This is a genomic window from Mycobacterium sp. (genome assembly GCF_044223235.1).
Classification (GTDB): Bacteria; Actinomycetota; Actinomycetes; order Mycobacteriales; family Mycobacteriaceae; genus Mycobacterium.
On the sequence record NZ_JBGAME010000039.1, the window covers coordinates 1 to 15,829 of the forward strand.

The 15,829-nt window shown below is 67.1% G+C and carries 16 protein-coding genes; 4 read left to right on the forward strand and 12 right to left on the reverse strand.

Translation table 11 applies throughout. The annotated features are described in order from the left end of the window. Positions 1–223: 223 nt before the first annotated feature. Positions 224–1,432 (reverse strand): MalY/PatB family protein, encoded by a 1,209-nt coding sequence (locus tag ADBZ6K_RS25300; protein ID WP_526351899.1) that lies wholly within the window; start codon positions 1,430–1,432, stop codon positions 224–226. Further along, positions 1,432–1,899 (reverse strand): DinB family protein, encoded by a 468-nt coding sequence (locus tag ADBZ6K_RS25305; RefSeq protein WP_526351901.1) that lies wholly within the window; start codon positions 1,897–1,899, stop codon positions 1,432–1,434. The genes ADBZ6K_RS25300 and ADBZ6K_RS25305 overlap by 1 nt, the downstream gene beginning before the upstream one ends. Positions 1,900–2,010: 111 nt before the next feature. On the opposite strand from ADBZ6K_RS25305, the gene ADBZ6K_RS25310 reads away from it, so the two are divergent. Then, the gene (locus ADBZ6K_RS25310) at positions 2,011–2,565 is read left to right on the forward strand and encodes a CGNR zinc finger domain-containing protein (protein ID WP_526351903.1); all 555 of its coding nucleotides are present in this window, start codon (positions 2,011–2,013) and stop codon (positions 2,563–2,565) included. An 82-nt stretch (positions 2,566–2,647) separates the two neighbouring features. Then, positions 2,648–3,301 (forward strand): deoxyribose-phosphate aldolase, encoded by a 654-nt coding sequence (gene deoC / locus ADBZ6K_RS25315; protein ID WP_526351905.1) that lies wholly within the window; start codon positions 2,648–2,650, stop codon positions 3,299–3,301. 21 nt (positions 3,302–3,322) lie between these two features. On the opposite strand, the gene ADBZ6K_RS25320 is transcribed toward deoC, so the two are convergent. The 5 genes from ADBZ6K_RS25320 to ADBZ6K_RS25340 all read right to left on the reverse strand — a co-directional run bounded on the left by ADBZ6K_RS25320 (position 3,323) and on the right by ADBZ6K_RS25340 (position 7,748). Further along, the gene (locus ADBZ6K_RS25320; protein ID WP_526351907.1) at positions 3,323–4,084 is read right to left on the reverse strand and encodes a hypothetical protein; all 762 of its coding nucleotides are present in this window, start codon (positions 4,082–4,084) and stop codon (positions 3,323–3,325) included. Between the two features lie 102 nt (positions 4,085–4,186). Next, positions 4,187–4,429, reverse strand: coding sequence for a hypothetical protein (locus tag ADBZ6K_RS25325; RefSeq protein WP_526351909.1), 243 nt, complete (start codon positions 4,427–4,429; stop codon positions 4,187–4,189). 102 nt (positions 4,430–4,531) lie between these two features. After that, on the reverse strand, positions 4,532–5,161 hold the full coding sequence (gene upp, locus ADBZ6K_RS25330; RefSeq protein WP_526351911.1) for a uracil phosphoribosyltransferase: 630 nt from the start codon (positions 5,159–5,161) through the stop codon (positions 4,532–4,534). Positions 5,162–5,197: 36 nt separating this feature from the next. Further along, positions 5,198–6,445: a DUF1688 family protein gene (locus ADBZ6K_RS25335; protein ID WP_526351913.1), complete on the reverse strand. Its 1,248-nt coding sequence runs from the start codon at positions 6,443–6,445 to the stop codon at positions 5,198–5,200. A 7-nt stretch (positions 6,446–6,452) separates the two neighbouring features. Continuing rightward, complete coding sequence (locus tag ADBZ6K_RS25340) at positions 6,453–7,748, reverse strand: GTP cyclohydrolase II (protein WP_526351915.1); 1,296 nt, start codon at positions 7,746–7,748, stop codon at positions 6,453–6,455. A gap of 229 nt (positions 7,749–7,977) precedes the next feature. On the opposite strand from ADBZ6K_RS25340, the gene ADBZ6K_RS25345 reads away from it, so the two are divergent. Further along, positions 7,978–8,715, forward strand: a complete 738-nt coding sequence (locus ADBZ6K_RS25345; RefSeq protein ID WP_526351917.1) for an SDR family oxidoreductase — start codon at positions 7,978–7,980, stop codon at positions 8,713–8,715. Between the two features lie 130 nt (positions 8,716–8,845). After that, positions 8,846–10,012: an FAD-dependent urate hydroxylase HpxO gene (gene hpxO / locus ADBZ6K_RS25350; protein WP_526351945.1), complete on the forward strand. Its 1,167-nt coding sequence runs from the start codon at positions 8,846–8,848 to the stop codon at positions 10,010–10,012. 77 nt (positions 10,013–10,089) lie between these two features. Here the strand turns inward: hpxO and glpX are convergent, their stop codons facing one another. The 5 genes from glpX to ADBZ6K_RS25375 all read right to left on the reverse strand — a co-directional run bounded on the left by glpX (position 10,090) and on the right by ADBZ6K_RS25375 (position 15,698). Continuing rightward, the gene (gene glpX, locus ADBZ6K_RS25355) at positions 10,090–11,088 is read right to left on the reverse strand and encodes a class II fructose-bisphosphatase (protein ID WP_526351919.1); all 999 of its coding nucleotides are present in this window, start codon (positions 11,086–11,088) and stop codon (positions 10,090–10,092) included. Positions 11,089–11,240: 152 nt separating this feature from the next. Next, positions 11,241–11,489 (reverse strand): hypothetical protein, encoded by a 249-nt coding sequence (locus tag ADBZ6K_RS25360; protein WP_526351921.1) that lies wholly within the window; start codon positions 11,487–11,489, stop codon positions 11,241–11,243. A gap of 45 nt (positions 11,490–11,534) precedes the next feature. Beyond that, a complete protein-coding gene (glpK, locus tag ADBZ6K_RS25365; RefSeq protein WP_526351923.1) occupies positions 11,535–13,052 on the reverse strand; it encodes a glycerol kinase GlpK in 1,518 nt (505 codons plus the stop codon). A gap of 83 nt (positions 13,053–13,135) precedes the next feature. Then, positions 13,136–13,891: an MIP/aquaporin family protein gene (locus tag ADBZ6K_RS25370; protein WP_526351925.1), complete on the reverse strand. Its 756-nt coding sequence runs from the start codon at positions 13,889–13,891 to the stop codon at positions 13,136–13,138. Between the two features lie 145 nt (positions 13,892–14,036). Further along, positions 14,037–15,698, reverse strand: coding sequence for a glycerol-3-phosphate dehydrogenase/oxidase (locus ADBZ6K_RS25375; RefSeq protein ID WP_526351947.1), 1,662 nt, complete (start codon positions 15,696–15,698; stop codon positions 14,037–14,039). Between the last annotated feature and the right edge of the window lie 131 nt (positions 15,699–15,829).

Consider the following 15,829-nt stretch of genomic DNA (forward strand, 5'->3'; position numbering starts at 1 on the left):
CGGATGTCCCGGCGCTACCGGCTGATCACGGCGGCGCTGCTGGGCGTGAGCGGCTGCCCGCCGGCGCGTTCACGTCTCGTGCCCGCCGCGACGGCGCTGCCCGGGGCGTTCGCCGGTATCGTGAACGCGCTTGGCCGATAGGCCAGGCGTCGACGGCCTGTGTGTTGGCGGTCAGTGGATTCACGAAGCTTCCCGGACTGTCGCGGACCTTCGGCTGGGAACTTTAGGACGTCGCGTGGCGAGATCGCGAAGCGCCCGCCAGAGCGTCGACGACCCCCGTCAGCACCTGTTCGAGTATCGAGTGCGACGTGGCGAAGTTGACACGCAGGAAGTCCCCCGACGCGGGTCCGAACGGGCGGCCCCCGTCGAGCAGGACGCGCCCCTCGCGCAGGACCAGGTCCACCGGGTCGTCGATGCCAAGGGGAGACACGTCCAGCCAGCTCAGGTAGGTGCCCTGCGGCAGGTGGTGTCGTACATCGGGCAGCGCCGCCGACACGCGGTCATGAACCATCTGGCGGTTGCGGTCGAGGACCCGGATGAGGTCGGCCAGCCACGGGTCCCCGTGCTGCCATGCGGCCAGCGTCGCCAGCACACCGGGAACCGACACCACGCCGTAGAGGTCGGGCGGCTCCGCGTCCCGTCGGGACAGCAGCGCGGTGGGCCCGAAATGTGCCAGGGCACACCGGAAACCGGCAAGGTTGAACGCCTTGCTGGCCGAGGTGACGGTGACGGTTCGATTCGCGGCATCCGCGCTGACCGACGCGAACGGGATGTGCCGGTGGGGTGTGTAGATCAGCTCGGCGTGTATTTCGTCGGCGAGGACCAGCAGGTCGTGCTCGGCGGCCAGCGCGGCGATGCGCTCCAACTCGGCAGCCGAATGCACCCGTCCGGTGGGGTTGTGCGGGTTGACCAGAATCAGCACCTTGGGCCGGTGCAGGCGCAGCGCCCGCGCCCACGCGTCGAAGTCCGGCGACCACTGGTCACCGGTGTCGACGTACGGCAGCGCCACCGTGCGCAGGCCCATGGTGGACAGCGTGGCCAGGAACGGCGGGTAGTTCGGTGTTTGGATGGCCACGCCGTCGCCGGGATCGGTGGCCAGCCGAAGGACGAGTTGCAGCGCCTGGATCAGGTCGGTGTGTTCCCGTACGGCGCCCGGGTCGGGCTGCCACCCGTGGCGGTCCCGCATCCGCCTGGCGAACTCGGCGCGCAACGGCGTGCCGTTGGGCCAGTTCGGATAACCGACGTCACCGCGGCGGATCACGTCGATCACCGCGTCGCCGATGACGCCGGCCAGTGGAAAGTCCATGTCGGCAACCCACGCCGGCAGGCTGTTCTTCCGGACGGCCCGAGCCCATTTCACCCCGCTGCGCTGCGACAGCGCGTTCACGTCCAGATCGTCGAATCCCGGGTAGCGCGCTTCGCTCGCGGACATCAGCCCAACTCCGCTGTGCGGCAGACGATGTCGCGGGACACCTGCACCTGACCGTGGTGCTGGGCGAGTTCCTCCAGGACGTGCAGCAGCACCCCGCCCGATGTCAGCGTTCGCTGCGGACCCTCGTAGTCGGCCGGCGGGCTGTTGACGGGGGGCCGGTGCGGGTCGAAGCCACCCAGGTCGGCGCGAAGCCGCTGGCGCAGGCCGTCGATACTCTCGGCGAGTTCGGCCACGGTGCCGCGCGCGGTGAACTCCGCGGACCGGTCGCGTTCGCTGGGCCGGCCGCCGATCAGGTGGCCGATCCAGTAGGAGGCCACTTCGGTGCAGTGGTAGGTGATCGCCCACGGCGAGTTCGCGCCGGGCAGTGGCGGTGCTTCGTTGGCGCGTTCGTTACCCAGGTCACGAAGTGCCGAGAGCATGCCGTCGAACGCCCGGTCGATGAAGTACAGGTATTCGTCGGTGTCCATCGTAGTGCCACTTTCCTGGTGAGCCGAGCCGATGACAGCAGCGTCACCTGCTTAGGGGGTTATGACTCTGGAAGTTTGAACCCGGTTGGCGTCACCTGTCAAGATGGTGACGTGCAAAAGTTTGTGTTCGTGAGCGGCAGGCGGTGCCTCGACTTCGCGGGCACGGTGCTGTGGCGCAGAACGTCACCCACCGAATTGCTCTCCAGCCCAAGTGATCTGACCCTGTGGTCACGTGAGGCAGAGCTGCTCGACGAGATGGCCGGCCCGTCTTCCGAAGACGTCGACCACGCCATCGCGGCGCGTGAAGCCATGTACGCCGCGGTCGTATCGGCCCACTCGGGCGCGATCCGGCCCGAGCCCGCACAGATCGTGCTGATCAACGAGCTCGCCCGCGGAACCCTGCCCACGTTGAGGCTGGCCGCCGACGGCAGCACGCACAGCCGGGGTACCGCCGCCGATGTCATGAACCTGCTCGCCCGGGACACCATCGACCTCATCGGTTCCGCCGACATGGCCAAGGTCAAGGAATGTTCCAACCCCGAGTGCACCAGGCTCTTCGTCGATCACTCGCGTGGTTTCTCCCGCCGCTGGTGCGGGATGGCGGAGTGCGGCAATCGCGCCAAGGCGGCGGACTACCGGCGGCGAAAGAGATCCGCGGGCGTGTGAGCAAGCCCGGCCGCGGTAGGTTGGCCTCGTGCGACCGGATGACACGACGAACGCAGCGCCGACCGTCGCGGAGGTGGCGGCGATGATCGATCACACACTCCTCGCACCGGAGGCGACCGCCGACGATGTGCGCGCGCTGGTCGACGAGGCGCTGGACCTGGGCGCCTATTCGGTGTGCGTGTCGCCCTCGATGCTCCCGGTTGTGCTACCGGCCGGCACGGGCCTGAAAGTCGCTGCGGTATGCGGTTTTCCCAGTGGCAAACACACCGCGTACATCAAGGCGGCGGAGGCGGCCGAAGCGATCGCATCGGGGGCTGATGAGATCGATATGGTGATCGACGTCGGCGCGGCGAAGGAGGCCAGATTCGATGTCGTCGAAGCCGGTATCGCCGCGGTGCGTGCGGCGGTTCCCGCGCCCTCGGTGCTCAAGGTGATCATCGAATCGGCGGCCCTCAGCGACGACGAGATCGTGCGCGCGTGCTGCGCGGCGGTGGATGCCGGCGCCGACTTCGTGAAGACCTCGACCGGTTTCCACCCGGCGGGGGGCGCGACCGCCCACGCCGTCGCGCTGATGTATGAGACCGTCCGGTCGAACGGACTCGGTGTCAAGGCCTCCGGCGGGGTGCGGACCCTGGCCCAGGCCCGGGAGATGATCCGGGCCGGTGCGACCCGGCTGGGCGTCTCGCGGTCCCGACAACTCCTCGCGGACGCCGACGGGGGAGCCCCGGGCTACTGAGGGGCTATTGAGTCGGTGGCCTCACTGCATGTCCTGGTCGGAGTTGAGGTAGTACTCCACACCCGGCCGGATCGTCACGGTGGTGTCGCCAGCCGGGCCGTGCAGGGTCGCCTGCACTGCCTGACCGCCCTCCGCGAGCCGGTCGCCGATGGTGTTGGCCCGGCCGGGAACCGTCAGCCGCACGCCGGAGACGATCGGGTCGGCGCCCAGACCCCCGTCGATGCTCACGGCGATGATCTGGTCGAAATCCGGTGGGCGGGTGATGAAGTGCGCGAGGTAGGTGTCGGTGCTCGAGCCGAACACCAGGTATTCGAGATCCGCAAGCGGCTGGGCGTCGGCGTCATAGTCGCGGGCGTGCACGATGTCGTTGATGTGGACGGTCACGCCGCGCGCGATGCGCTCCTTCTGAGGGTTGTTCTTCTCGATGTGGTCTCGGTAGAGGTCGGCCTGCAGCGAATCCCGCCGGGGCGGCTCGGAGTCGGACGGCAGGATGTCGGGGAGGACGAACAGTTCGGGGTCCAGGGTGTACAAGCGCTGGGCTGGGTGCGAGCGACGATCGTCGGCGTAGGCGGTCGACGGCGATCCACCGGCGGTGAAGAGATCGGCAGACACGATCACCTGCATCGCATGCTCGGGCATCGAGAACATCGACAGGTGGGAGAGGTAGACGCGGTTCACGGTGTCATCGCTCTCACCGGGGGGCCCGAACACGACCCAGCGGTGGACCGTCTTCGGCGCGGTCGTGGTCGTACCGCCATGGTGACCGTGCGTATGTGTGGTCATGTGCCCTCCTCGAGTTTGCCGATCGGCCGGTTGCGCGACTGCGACCGGCGACGGCTCACCCTGATCGTGCTCGCAGGAGGGAGGTACCGCGTGAGTAGTGCGCTACTTTATTCCGACCACCATCGAGTCGTGGCCCGCCAGGTGTTCGACGTAGCTCCTGCTGAAGCCGGCGTCGGACATCCAGCCGCTACAGTCTGCGCCGGTGAAGTCGAAACCGACCTCTTCGATCAGCACCGCTCGCTGGACAACACGCATCGCGTCCCGGCCGAAGCCATCCATGCCGGTCGTGCGATTCACGAGCCGGACCATGTCATCGCGGGCGCTGGCCCGCCCGGCGGCGGCCACCTGTTCGAGGCTACCCGGGATCTGGGATGGTGGCCGTCAGCGAATGTGAACCGATGGCGAAGAATCGGCCGAAAGCTCGCCCTGGCTTCCCACTCGACGCTGCTACTTGGTGCCGTAGATGCGGTCGCCCGCATCCCCGAGGCCCGGCACGATATAGCCGTGCGCGTCGAGCTCACGGTCGATCGCGGCGGTGTAGATCGGCACGTCGGGGTGCGCGTTGTGCATTGCGGCGACACCTTCCGGGCAGGTGAGCAGGCAGACAAACTTGATGGACTTGGGCCCGCATTCCTTCAACCGCTCGACCGCAGCGACCGCCGAGTTTCCCGTAGCCAGCATCGGGTCCACCACCACCACGTCGCGTTCGTGCAGGTCGCCGGGCAACTTGAAGTAATACTCCACGGCAACAAGCGTTTTGGGGTCGCGGTACAGGCCGATGTGGCCGACGCGGGCACCCGGCACCACGGTCAGCATGCCGTCGAGGATCCCGCTTCCCGCGCGCAGGATCGACACGAAGACGAGCTTCTTGCCGTCGATGACTCTGCCCGTCGTGTGTTCGAGCGGGGTGTCGATCTCGACCTCGTGCATGGGCATGTCCCGCAGCACCTCGTAGGCCATCAATGCCGATATCTCGTTGACCAGACGGCGAAAGCTGTTGGTGGAAGCTTCTTTTCGGCGCATCAGGGTGAGCTTGTGCTGCACCAGCGGATGGTCGATCAGGTGAACGTTGCCCATGGGTCCCTCTAGACTGAAGTTTCTAGACTGAAGGTTCTAGAAAATAGTGCCGTCACTGCGGATGTCCAGCGGCGGCAGCCCGCAGCGGAGGCGTTGCGCGAGGGCGCGGCCCGCCGCCCACGTGCCACCCTCCAGCACGCACGCCAGCGGCATCTGGTTGCTGTCCTTGCCGAGCGCCGTCCTGACCCCCGGGGCCAGCTCGTCCAGCAGGGCCACGGTCAGTGCACGCCACTCGATGATCAGCTCGTCTCCCGCCGTCCAGATTCGGTCGGCCAGGTCCGCATCGCGCAGGCGCAGGGCACCGGTGTCGAGCAGCAACCCGCCATTGCGGTACTCGGGCAGGCCGGTCAGCGCGTCTAGGTCCTGCACCTTCACACCCGCCCACTCGAACGGCTCCAGCAACGAGTAGGTCAGCCACTGCGAGAGTTTGTGGAAGGGCATCCAGCCGCGGGTCAGCCCCGCACCGGCCACCTGGTCGTGACGCCAGCAGTCGCCCAGCGGTTGCCCGCCGATGGTGTTGGCGGCCGGCCAGATGCCGGACAGGGTGGTCAGCAGCAGCGACAGGATGTCGTGTGCGGCCACCGTCGCGGCGGACGTGACGAGAGAGTCGAACAGTCCGCCGGGCCTGCCGTGCGGACCGAACACCTCCGGCCGTGCCGCCAGCGCGTCGCCCAGCCGACGCAGGACGACGACGCGGCCGTCGAGGCCGACCAGGGGATTGGCCGGCCCGGCCTGAAACGCCTCGGCCAGCCCGTCGGCGCTGAGCCGACGGAGCCCAACGGCATCGGCCTGGCATGGCCGGTCGGGATCGCTGGAGAACAACCCGCCGACGAAGGCATGCCAGCTGGCCACGCCGAGGCCCTCCGAGCGGGTGAGGCGCTGTCCGGTGCCCGGCTCGGTGAACGCCCAGTCCGGGCCCGCTCCGGCGTCCAGCAACACACTGACCACGGCCAGGTCGATCATGGCTCGGGCACGCCCATCGGCGTCGAGCGCCGCCAATAGCGCCGACAGCTGCGCGCCCCGATCTACGCCGCCGACCTCGAAATGGCGCCACCTGCTGTGATAGGGGATCCCCAGGTCGGGATAGCGGGTCCTGGTGACGTCGGCGACCTCGGCCGCGGCCTGCGCCAGCGCGTCGTCGTGCACGGTGAACCAGGGCGATGCGCCCACCCGCGCCCGCTCCAGTAGCTGCTGCGCCCGTTCGCGCACGGCCACCGTGCTGCGTAGCGCCGCAGCGGCGCCCTCGGCGGTGTCCAGTTCCGAGGTGATGCCCGCCGTGCTCATCCGGCGCTCATGGGTGCAGACCCCGGCCCTTGGCCTTCTTGAGTTCCTCCGCGTCGGGCACCGGGCCCGGCGTGAAGTAGCCCGCGGCCATCTTGGCGTCGATCTCCACCCGCGCGTCGGCGGGAATCAATTCGTCGGGAATGTTCACCCGTTCGCCGACCTCGATCCCCGAACCGGTGATCGCGTCGTACTTCATGTTGCTCATCGACACCAGCCGGTGGATCTTGCGGATGCCCAGCCAATGCAGCACGTCGGGCATCAATTCCTGGAAACGCATGTCCTGCACACCCGCCACGCATTCGGTGCGGGCGAAGTACCCCTCGGCGGTATCGCCGCCCTCCTGACGTTTACGCGCGTTGTATACCAGGAACTTGGTGACCTCACCCAGGGCGCGGCCCTCTTTGCGCGAGTAGGCGACAAGACCGACACCGCCGCGCTGCGCACCCTGTATGCATTCCTCGATCGCATGGGTCAGATACGGCCGACAGGTGCAGATATCCGAACCGAACACGTCCGAGCCGTTGCACTCGTCATGCACCCTGGCGGTCAGTTCGACGGCAGGGTCCGACAGGTCGCGCGGATCGCCGAAGATATAGATCGTCTGGCCACCGATCGGCGGGAGGAAGACCTCCAGGTCGGCACGGGTGACCAGCTCGGGGTACATGCCGCCGGTCTCCTCGAACAGCACCCGGCGCAGGTCCGTCTCGCTGCATCCGAACCGCTTGGCCACGCCGGGCAGATACCAGACGGGTTCGACCGCCGCCTTGGTGACCAGCGCCGCACCGCTGGCCAGCAGGGTACGGCCGTCGGGGTGCAGCCGCCCCTTCTGGATGGCCTCGGTGATCTCGGGCAGGATGACGTGCGCCTTGGTCACCGCGATGGTCGGCCGGATGTCATGACCCGCGGCCAGCTCCGTGGCGTACGCCTCGGACACCATGGCGCCCCACGGGTCCAGGCTCACGATGGCGTCGGGCTCGCACCACTGCGGGTACGGCCCGATGACATCGGTGGGCGCGGTGTTGGTCAGGTCGGCCTTGTGGTCACGGGACAGCGCCCCCGCCGCGATCGCCAGCGCCCGGTAGACGCTGTAGGAGCCGCTGTGGGTGCCGATCACATTGCGGTGGGCGCGCTTGGAGGTGGTACCGACCACCGGCCCGCGTTCGGCAGCGGTAGGCGCTCCCCACCGGATCGGCAGGACATCGGAACCGCCGCTGTGCGAGGTCAGCCGGATGTGGCCCGGTGCGGGCTTGGGCACGGCTGGCGTTGGCTTGGGGGGCGACGACGCGCCGGCTTCAGCGGACATGACCCCTTCCTCGTGCGAGAGCGCCCTGCGGCGCGCGATGCCCGCGGCCGTCGGAAGGCGCAAGCATAACGACTCGCCCGGCCGGGTGCCGGGTGTCCGGTGCGGCCCGCACACCTCCAGGCTAGGCGCCGAACGAGAAGTCAGGGTCGTCAAGCGGCCGGTCTCACAACCCTGGTTTCTCGTTCGGGAACGCGGCCGGGCGCCGGTCCCAACGGCGATAATCACCCACATGAGTCAGGTCGTGGTGGTGACCGGGGCGGGCAGCGGCCTCGGCCGGGCCGCCGCCCGGGAGTTCCTGAGCCGGGGGCATCGTGTGGTGCTGGCGGGCCGCAGGCCCGAGACGTTGGCCGAAGCCGCCGACGACCGTCCCGACGCGTTGACCGTGCCCGCCGATGTCACCGACCCGGCGTCGGTGCGCGCACTGTTCGACGAGACGGTGCGCCGGTTCGGCCGGGTGGATGTGCTGTTCAACAACGCGGGCACGTTCGGCCCGTCGGCCTCGATCGGTGAGATCACCGACGACGGGTGGCAGCAGACGTGGCGCACCAACGTCGACGGCTCGGTGTTCTGCGCGCGCGAGGCGGTCCGCGTCATGCTCGCCCAGATGCCGCGGGGCGGACGGATCATCAACAACGGCTCGATCTCGGCGCATCGCCCCCGGCCGAAGAGCCTGGCCTACACCGTCACCAAACACGCCATCAGCGGGCTGACCGCCTCGATGGCACTGGACCTTCGCGATCTCGACATCGCCGTCACACAGATCGACATCGGCAACGCCGCCACCGCGATGACCGTCGGAATCGGGAGCAAGGCGTTGCAGCCGGACGGCACCCGGATGGCCGAGCCGACCTTCGACGCCGACCACGTGGCGCGGACGCTGGCCCACATCATCGAACTACCGCTCGATGTGGCGGTCCCCACGATCACCGTGATGGCGCGGGCCATGCCGTATTTCGGGCGCGGCTGAGCGCATTTGGGCCCATCTCGGCCCAACTCGGCCCATCGCGCAGATGCGGGCCGCCGCGCTCGAAGCGCGAAACCGCCGCAGCCCCCATACGCTGGGTGGACGAATGCGGCGAGCCGGACGGAGGATGCGGTTGAAGGCGGTCATCATCGGCGCGGGCATGGGCGGTATGAGCGCTGCGATAGCGTTGCGGCAGATCGGAATTGACACCGAAGTCTACGAACGTGTCACCGAAAACAAGCCGGTGGGCGCGGCCATCTCCGTGTGGTCGAACGGTGTCAAATGCCTGAACTACCTGGGTCTGGAAGAGCAGACTGCACGGCTCGGAGGCATCGTCGAGACGATGAGCTATCTCGACGCTCACTCCGGCGAGACCATGTGCCGCTTCTCGCTTCAGCCGCTTATCGACGAGGTCGGGCAACGCCCATACCCCATCGCGCGCGCCGAGCTGCAGTTGATGTTGATGGAGGCCTACGGTCTCGACCAGATCAACTTCGGAATGAAGATGGTCACCGTCGAGGACGGCCCCGACGTCGCCACCGCGACCTTCGCCGACGGTTCGGCGGTCACTGCGGATATCATCATCGGCGCCGACGGCGCAAGCTCGATCACCCGCGAATACGTCCTGGGTGCGCCGGTGACCCGGCGCTATGCGGGCTACGTCAACTTCAACGGACTGGTCGAGATGGACGACGACATCGGCCCCTCCACCGAGTGGACCACCTATGTGGGTGACGGCAAACGGGTTTCGGTCATGCCTGTCGCCGACGGCCGGTTCTACTTCTTCTTCGACGTGGTCGAGCCGCAGGGTGTGCCTTACGAAAGGGGTAGCGCCCGTGAGGTTCTGCGTGAGCACTTCGCCGGCTGGGCGCCAGGGGTGCAGACCCTGATCGACCGGCTCGACCCGGCCACAACCAATCGCGTGGAGATCCTCGACCTCGACCCGTTCCACACCTGGGTCAAGGGCCGCGTCGCAGTGCTCGGCGACGCCGCCCACAACACCACCCCCGACATCGGCCAGGGCGGATGCTCGGCCATGGAGGACGCGGTCGCGCTGCAGTGGGCGTTCAAGGAGAACTCCGACGACGTTGCCGCGGCACTCGCGGCGTACCAGGCCAGTCGCGCCGAACGCGCCGGTGACTTGGTGCTGCGGGCCCGCAAGCGCTGCGACGTCACCCATGCCAAGGACCCGGAGAAGACCGCCGCCTGGTACGAGGAGCTGCGAAATGAGGACGGCACCAACATCATTCGCGGGATCGTCGGCAATATCGTGGGCGGTCCGCTGACACCGGTGACCTGAACCGCGGCCCGTCTCAACGGCACCCGCTGTCGGGTGCCGAGGGATCCGCTCTAGCAGGCGGACCGGCTCGGCCCGGTTCAGCCGCGCGGGATGAGGTTGGATGTGCTGATCCGGTGCCGGGTCTCGATGAGCCGCACGGCCCCCGAAAGCGACCGCATCGAGATCGAGTGCGTGACGGCCCGGTCCACGCCGAAGCTCACCCCGCGGAGCAACTCGCCATCGGTCACACCGGTCGCGGCGACGAAGACGTTGTCGCTTCGTACCATGTCGTCGAGGGTCAGGATCTTCTCGACGTCGTAGCCGGCGTCTCGGGCCCGGCTTTCCTCGTCGGCGTCGCGGGGATGCAGCCGGCCGTAGAACGCGCCCCCGAGGCATTTGAGGGCGCACGCCGCAAGCACGCCCTCCGGTGTGCCACCGATACCCACCATCAGGTCGACGTTGGTTTCCGGATTTGCGGCCATGATCGCCCCTGCCACGTCGCCGTCGAGCAGGAACTTGATCCGCGAGCCCACCTCCCGGACCCGGCGGACGAGGTCCGCCTCGTGGCGGGGCCGGTCGAGAATGCACACCGTCAACTCCGGTACCGCCAGGCCGCGGGCCTTCGCGATGGCCGCGAGGGTGTGCTCGATCGGCGCGGTGAAATCGACCACGTCGGCCAGGTCGGCGGCGCACGCCATCTTCTCCATGTATACACACGGGCCGGGGTCGAACATCGTGTGCCGTTCGGATACCGCCACGATCGCCAAGGCGTTGGGCAGGCTCTTGGCGGTCAGGGTGGTGCCGTCGACCGGGTCGACCGCGAAGTCGACCTCGGGGCCCGTGCCGTCGCCCACCTCTTCGCCGTTGTAGAGCATCGGCGCCTCGTCTTTTTCGCCCTCGCCGATCACGACTGTGCCGCGCATGGAAATCGTGTTCAGCACGGGGCGCATCGCATCCACCGCGGCCTGATCGACGAGCTCCTTGTCGCCGCGGCCCAGGTGACGCGACGCGGCAAGCGCCGCTGCCTCGGTGGCGCGCACCAATTCCAACGCGAGATTGCGATCCAGCGCCGCCACGGTCATGGCGCCAACAGTCATGAGCAGACCTTCCTCGGGTGATCGATGGATCGCGGATCTATTGGGTCAGCCATCCGGGTCATAGAGTTGTGCAACAGAGTCTGCATGCCCGCAGATCACTTGTGCCTGGAATCAACGAAAGGGGCTGCAACATGCCGCGTGGTGATGAGTGCTCAAGCACCGGCGCCCAGCGCCCGGCGCGGCGCGCGTGGAGTGGTGACGCGATCGTCCACGACCAGGACCGACACCAACGCCATCCCGAGCGCAGCGGGTGGAACGGCGACGAGGTGGTGCACGATCAGGACCGCCATCAGAGCCACTCCGAGCGCACCGGGTGGAATGGCGACGAGGTGGTGCACGACCAGGACCGACACCAGCGCCATCCCGAGCGCACCGGGTGGAGCGGTGACGAGGTCGTGCACGACCAAACTAGGCGGGGGGAGCGGGGTGACGACGATTGACGGTGGTCAGTCGTCGTCCTCGACCCAGTCCAGCGTCTTGGTGACCGCCTTACGCCAGCGCCGATAGAGCTTCTCGCGCTGTGCGGCATCCATCTGCGGCTCCCAGCGCTTGTCCTCGGCCCAGTTGTGACGGATGTCGTCCTCGGATTCCCAGAATCCCACCGCGAGACCGGCAGCGTAGGCGGCACCGAGCGCGGTGGTCTCGGCGACAACCGGGCGAACCACAGGCACGCCGAGGATGTCGGCCTGGAACTGCATCAGCGTCTCGTTCGCGACCATGCCGCCGTCGACCTTCATCGTCGTCAGGTCCACGCCGGAATCGGCGTTCATCGCGTCCAGCACCTCGCGGCTCTGGAACGCGGTAGCCTCCAGTACTGCTCTGGCGAGGTGACCCTTGTTCACGTAGCGGGTGAGCCCGACGAGTGCGCCACGGGCGTCCGAGCGCCAGTGCGGTGCGAACAACCCTGAGAAGGCCGGCACGAAATAAGCACCACCGTTGTCGTCGACGGTCTTTGCGAGATCTTCGATCTCAGGTGCGGATGCGATCAGACCGAAGTTGTCCCGGATCCACTGTACGAGTGAGCCGGATACCGCAATCGAACCCTCCAGCGCGTAGACCGCGGGCCGATCCCCGATCTTGTAACAGACCGTGGTCAGCAGGCCGTTCTTGGACGACACCTTGTCGGTGCCGGTGTTGATCAACATGAAATTACCTGTGCCATAGGTGTTCTTGGCCTCACCGACGGACAGGCAGGCCTGGCCGAACGTGGCGGCCTGTTGATCGCCGAGGATTCCGGCGATCGGCACCCCCGACAACACACCGTGCTCGCGGTCGTGGCCATACACCTCGGAGGACGATCTGATCTCCGGCAGCATCGACAGGGGGATCCCCATCTCCGCGGCTATGCCGGCGTCCCAGGAGAGGGTGTCGAGGTCCATGAGCATGGTGCGGGAGGCGTTGGTGACGTCGGTAATGTGCAGTCCGCCCTGCTGACCTCCGGTCATGTTCCACACGACCCAGGTGTCCATGTTCCCGAACATGAGGTCGCCCGCCTCGGCCTTTTCACGTGCCCCGTCGACGTTGTCGAGGATCCAGCGCACCTTCGGACCGGAGAAATAGGTTGCGAGAGGAAGTCCGACCTTGTCCTTGTAGCGTTCGGCCCCACCGCCGAGTGCCCCCAAATCTTGGCAGATCGCGTCGGTGCGGGTGTCCTGCCAGACGATGGCGTTGTAGACGGGTTCGCCCGTGTTGCGGTCCCACACCACGGCGGTCTCACGCTGGTTGGTGATGCCAACCGCCGCGAAGTCGCTCGGTGCAAGGTCGGCTCTGGCGAGTGCCCCGGCGACGACGGCCCGGGTGTTGTCCCAGATCTCGACGGGGTTGTGTTCCACCCATCCCGCCCTGGGAAAGATCTGTTCGTGTTCGGCCTGGTCGGACGCGACGACGCGGCCGTCGTGGTCGAAGATCATGCACCTCGTCGAGGTGGTTCCTTGGTCAATCGCGGCAACGTACTGCTTCGCCATGGCGTTCTCCTATGTTCGCTGTTGGGGTGACGTGGGGGCGGGGATGTCGGGTCGAGTGTCGTGTTCTGGTGGTCGGTTGCCCATCAATGTTCTTGCGCTGCAGTGACTTTTGCGATCAGATCGGCGGCGTCGATGGACTTGAAGACCAATGTGGCCAGCACGGCACCGACGAGCGGAGCGACGACGGGGATCCAGCTGTAGGACCAATCGGAGGTGCCTTTGCCTTTGATGGGCAGCACAGCATGAGCTATTCGTGGACCGAGGTCGCGGGCGGGATTGATGGCGTATCCGGTGGGACCGCCGAGCGACGCGCCGATCCCGACGACAACCAGCGCTACCGCGAGCGGTCCGAGGCTGCTCGGGGTCCCGCCTGAGGAAAGGATCCAGAAAATAAGGACGAAGGTGGCGATGACTTCGGTGGCGAAGTTCCAAATCGGATTGCGCATCGCCGGACCGGTAGAGAACACACCCAGTTTCTTGCCAGGGTCCTCCTCGGCGTCGAAGTGCTCCCGGAATGCCAGCCAGCACAACACCGCACCGATGAAGGCGCCGATGAACTGGCCGGCGAAGTACGCGCACGCTTGGCCCGCATCGATGTTACCCATCATCCACTGCGAGACGGTGACCGCGGGATTGAGATGTGCACCGGTCGGGAAGGCGGCGTAGACACCGACGAACACCGCGATCCCCCAACCGAAGTTGATCAGCAGCCAACCACCGCCGTCTCCCTTGCTGTTCTTCAGAATCGCCGTGGCGACGACCCCGCAGCCCAGCAGCAGCAGCAGCGCAGTGCCGAATGTTTCGTAAAGCACTATCTGTCCGAGGGTGAGCGTGTCCATCGAAGGTTCTCCGTTCGGTCGAGGCCCGTTGCATATCGTTCGGGCGCTGCTGTGGATGGGCGTGTGCCAAAGTGTCTTCGCTGCAGTGTGTTTGACGGCTGTCGTGGTCGGTGGGCGGCGTGGCGGCGGTAGCCACTCCGATCGGCTAACCAGCGCCGTGCCGGACCTCGGGCGCTCCGAGCCGGGCCGAGTCGGCAGTGTGATCGTCCGGTTGTTTTTGTGAATCGATCTCCGCCGCCACCCGACCGTCGTAGTGCTCGATCTCTCGGCTGACGGTGGCAGGATCCCAGCCGAGGATGGGGGCAACCAGGTGTGCCACTTCGGGTGCGGCGTCGACTCCGCGGCTGGGCGTATCCACCGAAACCCGCAGACGCCGTGCCAGGATGTCATCCAGATGCAGTGCGCCCTCGTGCGACACGGCGTAGTAGGCCTCCACCTTGAGATAGTCTGGCGCGCCGGTCAACGGTTCGGCCAAGTCCGGCTGCTCGGCGGTCAGATCGATCAGCTCGCCGACCGCGGTGCCGTACCGGCCGAGCAGGCGGTCGAGTTGCTCGACGGTCATTCCCGACTGCGCGGCGACGTGTGCACGGCGATCGACCAGCGCGCGATAGCCCTCCGCCCCGACGAGTGGCACGCTGTCCGTGCGCGACTCGGCCACCGTCGTCGGGAGCTGTTTGGCCGCCTCGTCGACGGCGTCGGCGGCCATCACCCGGTAGGTCGTGTACTTCCCGCCCGCGACAATCACCAGCCCGGGTACCGGGGATACGACCGCATGCTCGCGGGACAGCTTGCTGGTTTCGTCCGATTCTCCGGCGAGAAGCGGCCGCAGCCCCGCATACACCCCGACCACATCGTCCCGCGTCAGTTGGTTGGCCAGTAGACCGTTGGCATGGTCGAGCAGGTAGTCGATATCGGCGCTGCTTGCCGCGGGGTGGGCCAGGTCCAGCTTCCACGAGGTGTCGGTGGTGCCGATGATCCAGAACTTGTCGCTCCATGGGCACGGGATGATGAACAGCAGACTCTTCTCGGTCTCAGTGATCAGTCCCGTGTCCGAGTCGATCTTCGACCGGGGCACAAGGATATGGATGCCCTTTGATGCATGTACCCGGAACTGCCCTTTCCCTCCGATCATCTGCTGGATTTCGTCGGTCCATACGCCCGCGGCGTTGATCACCGTTTTGGCCCTGATCTGCAATTCGGCTCCGGACTCCAGATCGGTTGCCTGAACTCCGACGACTCGGTCATTGTCGCGGATGAACCCCGTGACGCGGGTGCTGTTGGCCGCCAGGGCCCCGTGCGCGACGGCCGTTCGGGTGAGCATCATCGTGTGTCGCGCGTCGTCGACCTGACCCTCGTAGAACAGAATCCCGCCGCGGATGGCGTCACGCTTGCCGCCCCGGAAGATCCGCAGGGTCTTGTCGCGGGAGAGGTGCTTCATGTGGCTCGGGACACCGCGGCCCGCCCCGAGCACGTCGTAGACTCCGACTCCGGCGCCAACCCAGGCACGGTCGAATCCCCACCGCTCGAGCGGGTAGATGAAGGGCACCGGCCGGGCCAGGTGCGGACAGAGTGTTTCGAGGATGAGCTTGCGTTCGCGTAGCGCTTCGAAGACGAGGCCGAAGTTGAGCTGCTTGAGATACCGCAAGCCACCGTGGATGAGTTTGGACGAGCGACTCGAGGTACCCGAACCGTAGTCCCGGGCTTCCACCAGGCCGACCCGCAATCCACGGGTAGCCGCGTCCAGTGCCGCGCCGGCGCCCACCACACCGCCGCCGATCACCAGTACATCCAGCTCGGAGTTGGCCATGGACCGCAGTGCATCGTTGCGGGAGGACGGACTGAGCGGGGGCGCGACGAAGGTCACAGCAAACTCCTCTTTCCAAAATGAGCGACGGATTGCACGGGATGGATCTGCTTGTGAGAGACCCGGTGCGACAC

Bases quoted from the DNA above. Each gene is read 5' to 3' on its own strand.
- ADBZ6K_RS25300 (WP_526351899.1), bottom strand. From the start codon at position 1,432: ATGTCCGCGAGCGAAGCGCGCTACCCGGGATTCGACGATCTGGACGTG.
- ADBZ6K_RS25305 (WP_526351901.1), bottom strand. From the start codon at position 1,899: ATGGACACCGACGAATACCTGTACTTCATCGACCGGGCGTTCGACGGC.
- deoC (WP_526351905.1), top strand. From the start codon at position 2,648: ATGATCGATCACACACTCCTCGCACCGGAGGCGACCGCCGACGATGTG.
- ADBZ6K_RS25320 (WP_526351907.1), bottom strand. From the start codon at position 4,084: ATGACCACACATACGCACGGTCACCATGGCGGTACGACCACGACCGCG.
- upp (WP_526351911.1), bottom strand. From the start codon at position 5,161: ATGGGCAACGTTCACCTGATCGACCATCCGCTGGTGCAGCACAAGCTC.
- ADBZ6K_RS25335 (WP_526351913.1), bottom strand. From the start codon at position 6,445: ATGAGCACGGCGGGCATCACCTCGGAACTGGACACCGCCGAGGGCGCC.
- ADBZ6K_RS25340 (WP_526351915.1), bottom strand. From the start codon at position 7,748: ATGTCCGCTGAAGCCGGCGCGTCGTCGCCCCCCAAGCCAACGCCAGCC.
- ADBZ6K_RS25345 (WP_526351917.1), top strand. From the start codon at position 7,978: ATGAGTCAGGTCGTGGTGGTGACCGGGGCGGGCAGCGGCCTCGGCCGG.
- glpX (WP_526351919.1), bottom strand. From the start codon at position 11,088: ATGACTGTTGGCGCCATGACCGTGGCGGCGCTGGATCGCAATCTCGCG.
- glpK (WP_526351923.1), bottom strand. From the start codon at position 13,052: ATGGCGAAGCAGTACGTTGCCGCGATTGACCAAGGAACCACCTCGACG.
- ADBZ6K_RS25370 (WP_526351925.1), bottom strand. From the start codon at position 13,891: ATGGACACGCTCACCCTCGGACAGATAGTGCTTTACGAAACATTCGGC.
- ADBZ6K_RS25375 (WP_526351947.1), bottom strand. From the start codon at position 15,698: ATGGCCAACTCCGAGCTGGATGTACTGGTGATCGGCGGCGGTGTGGTG.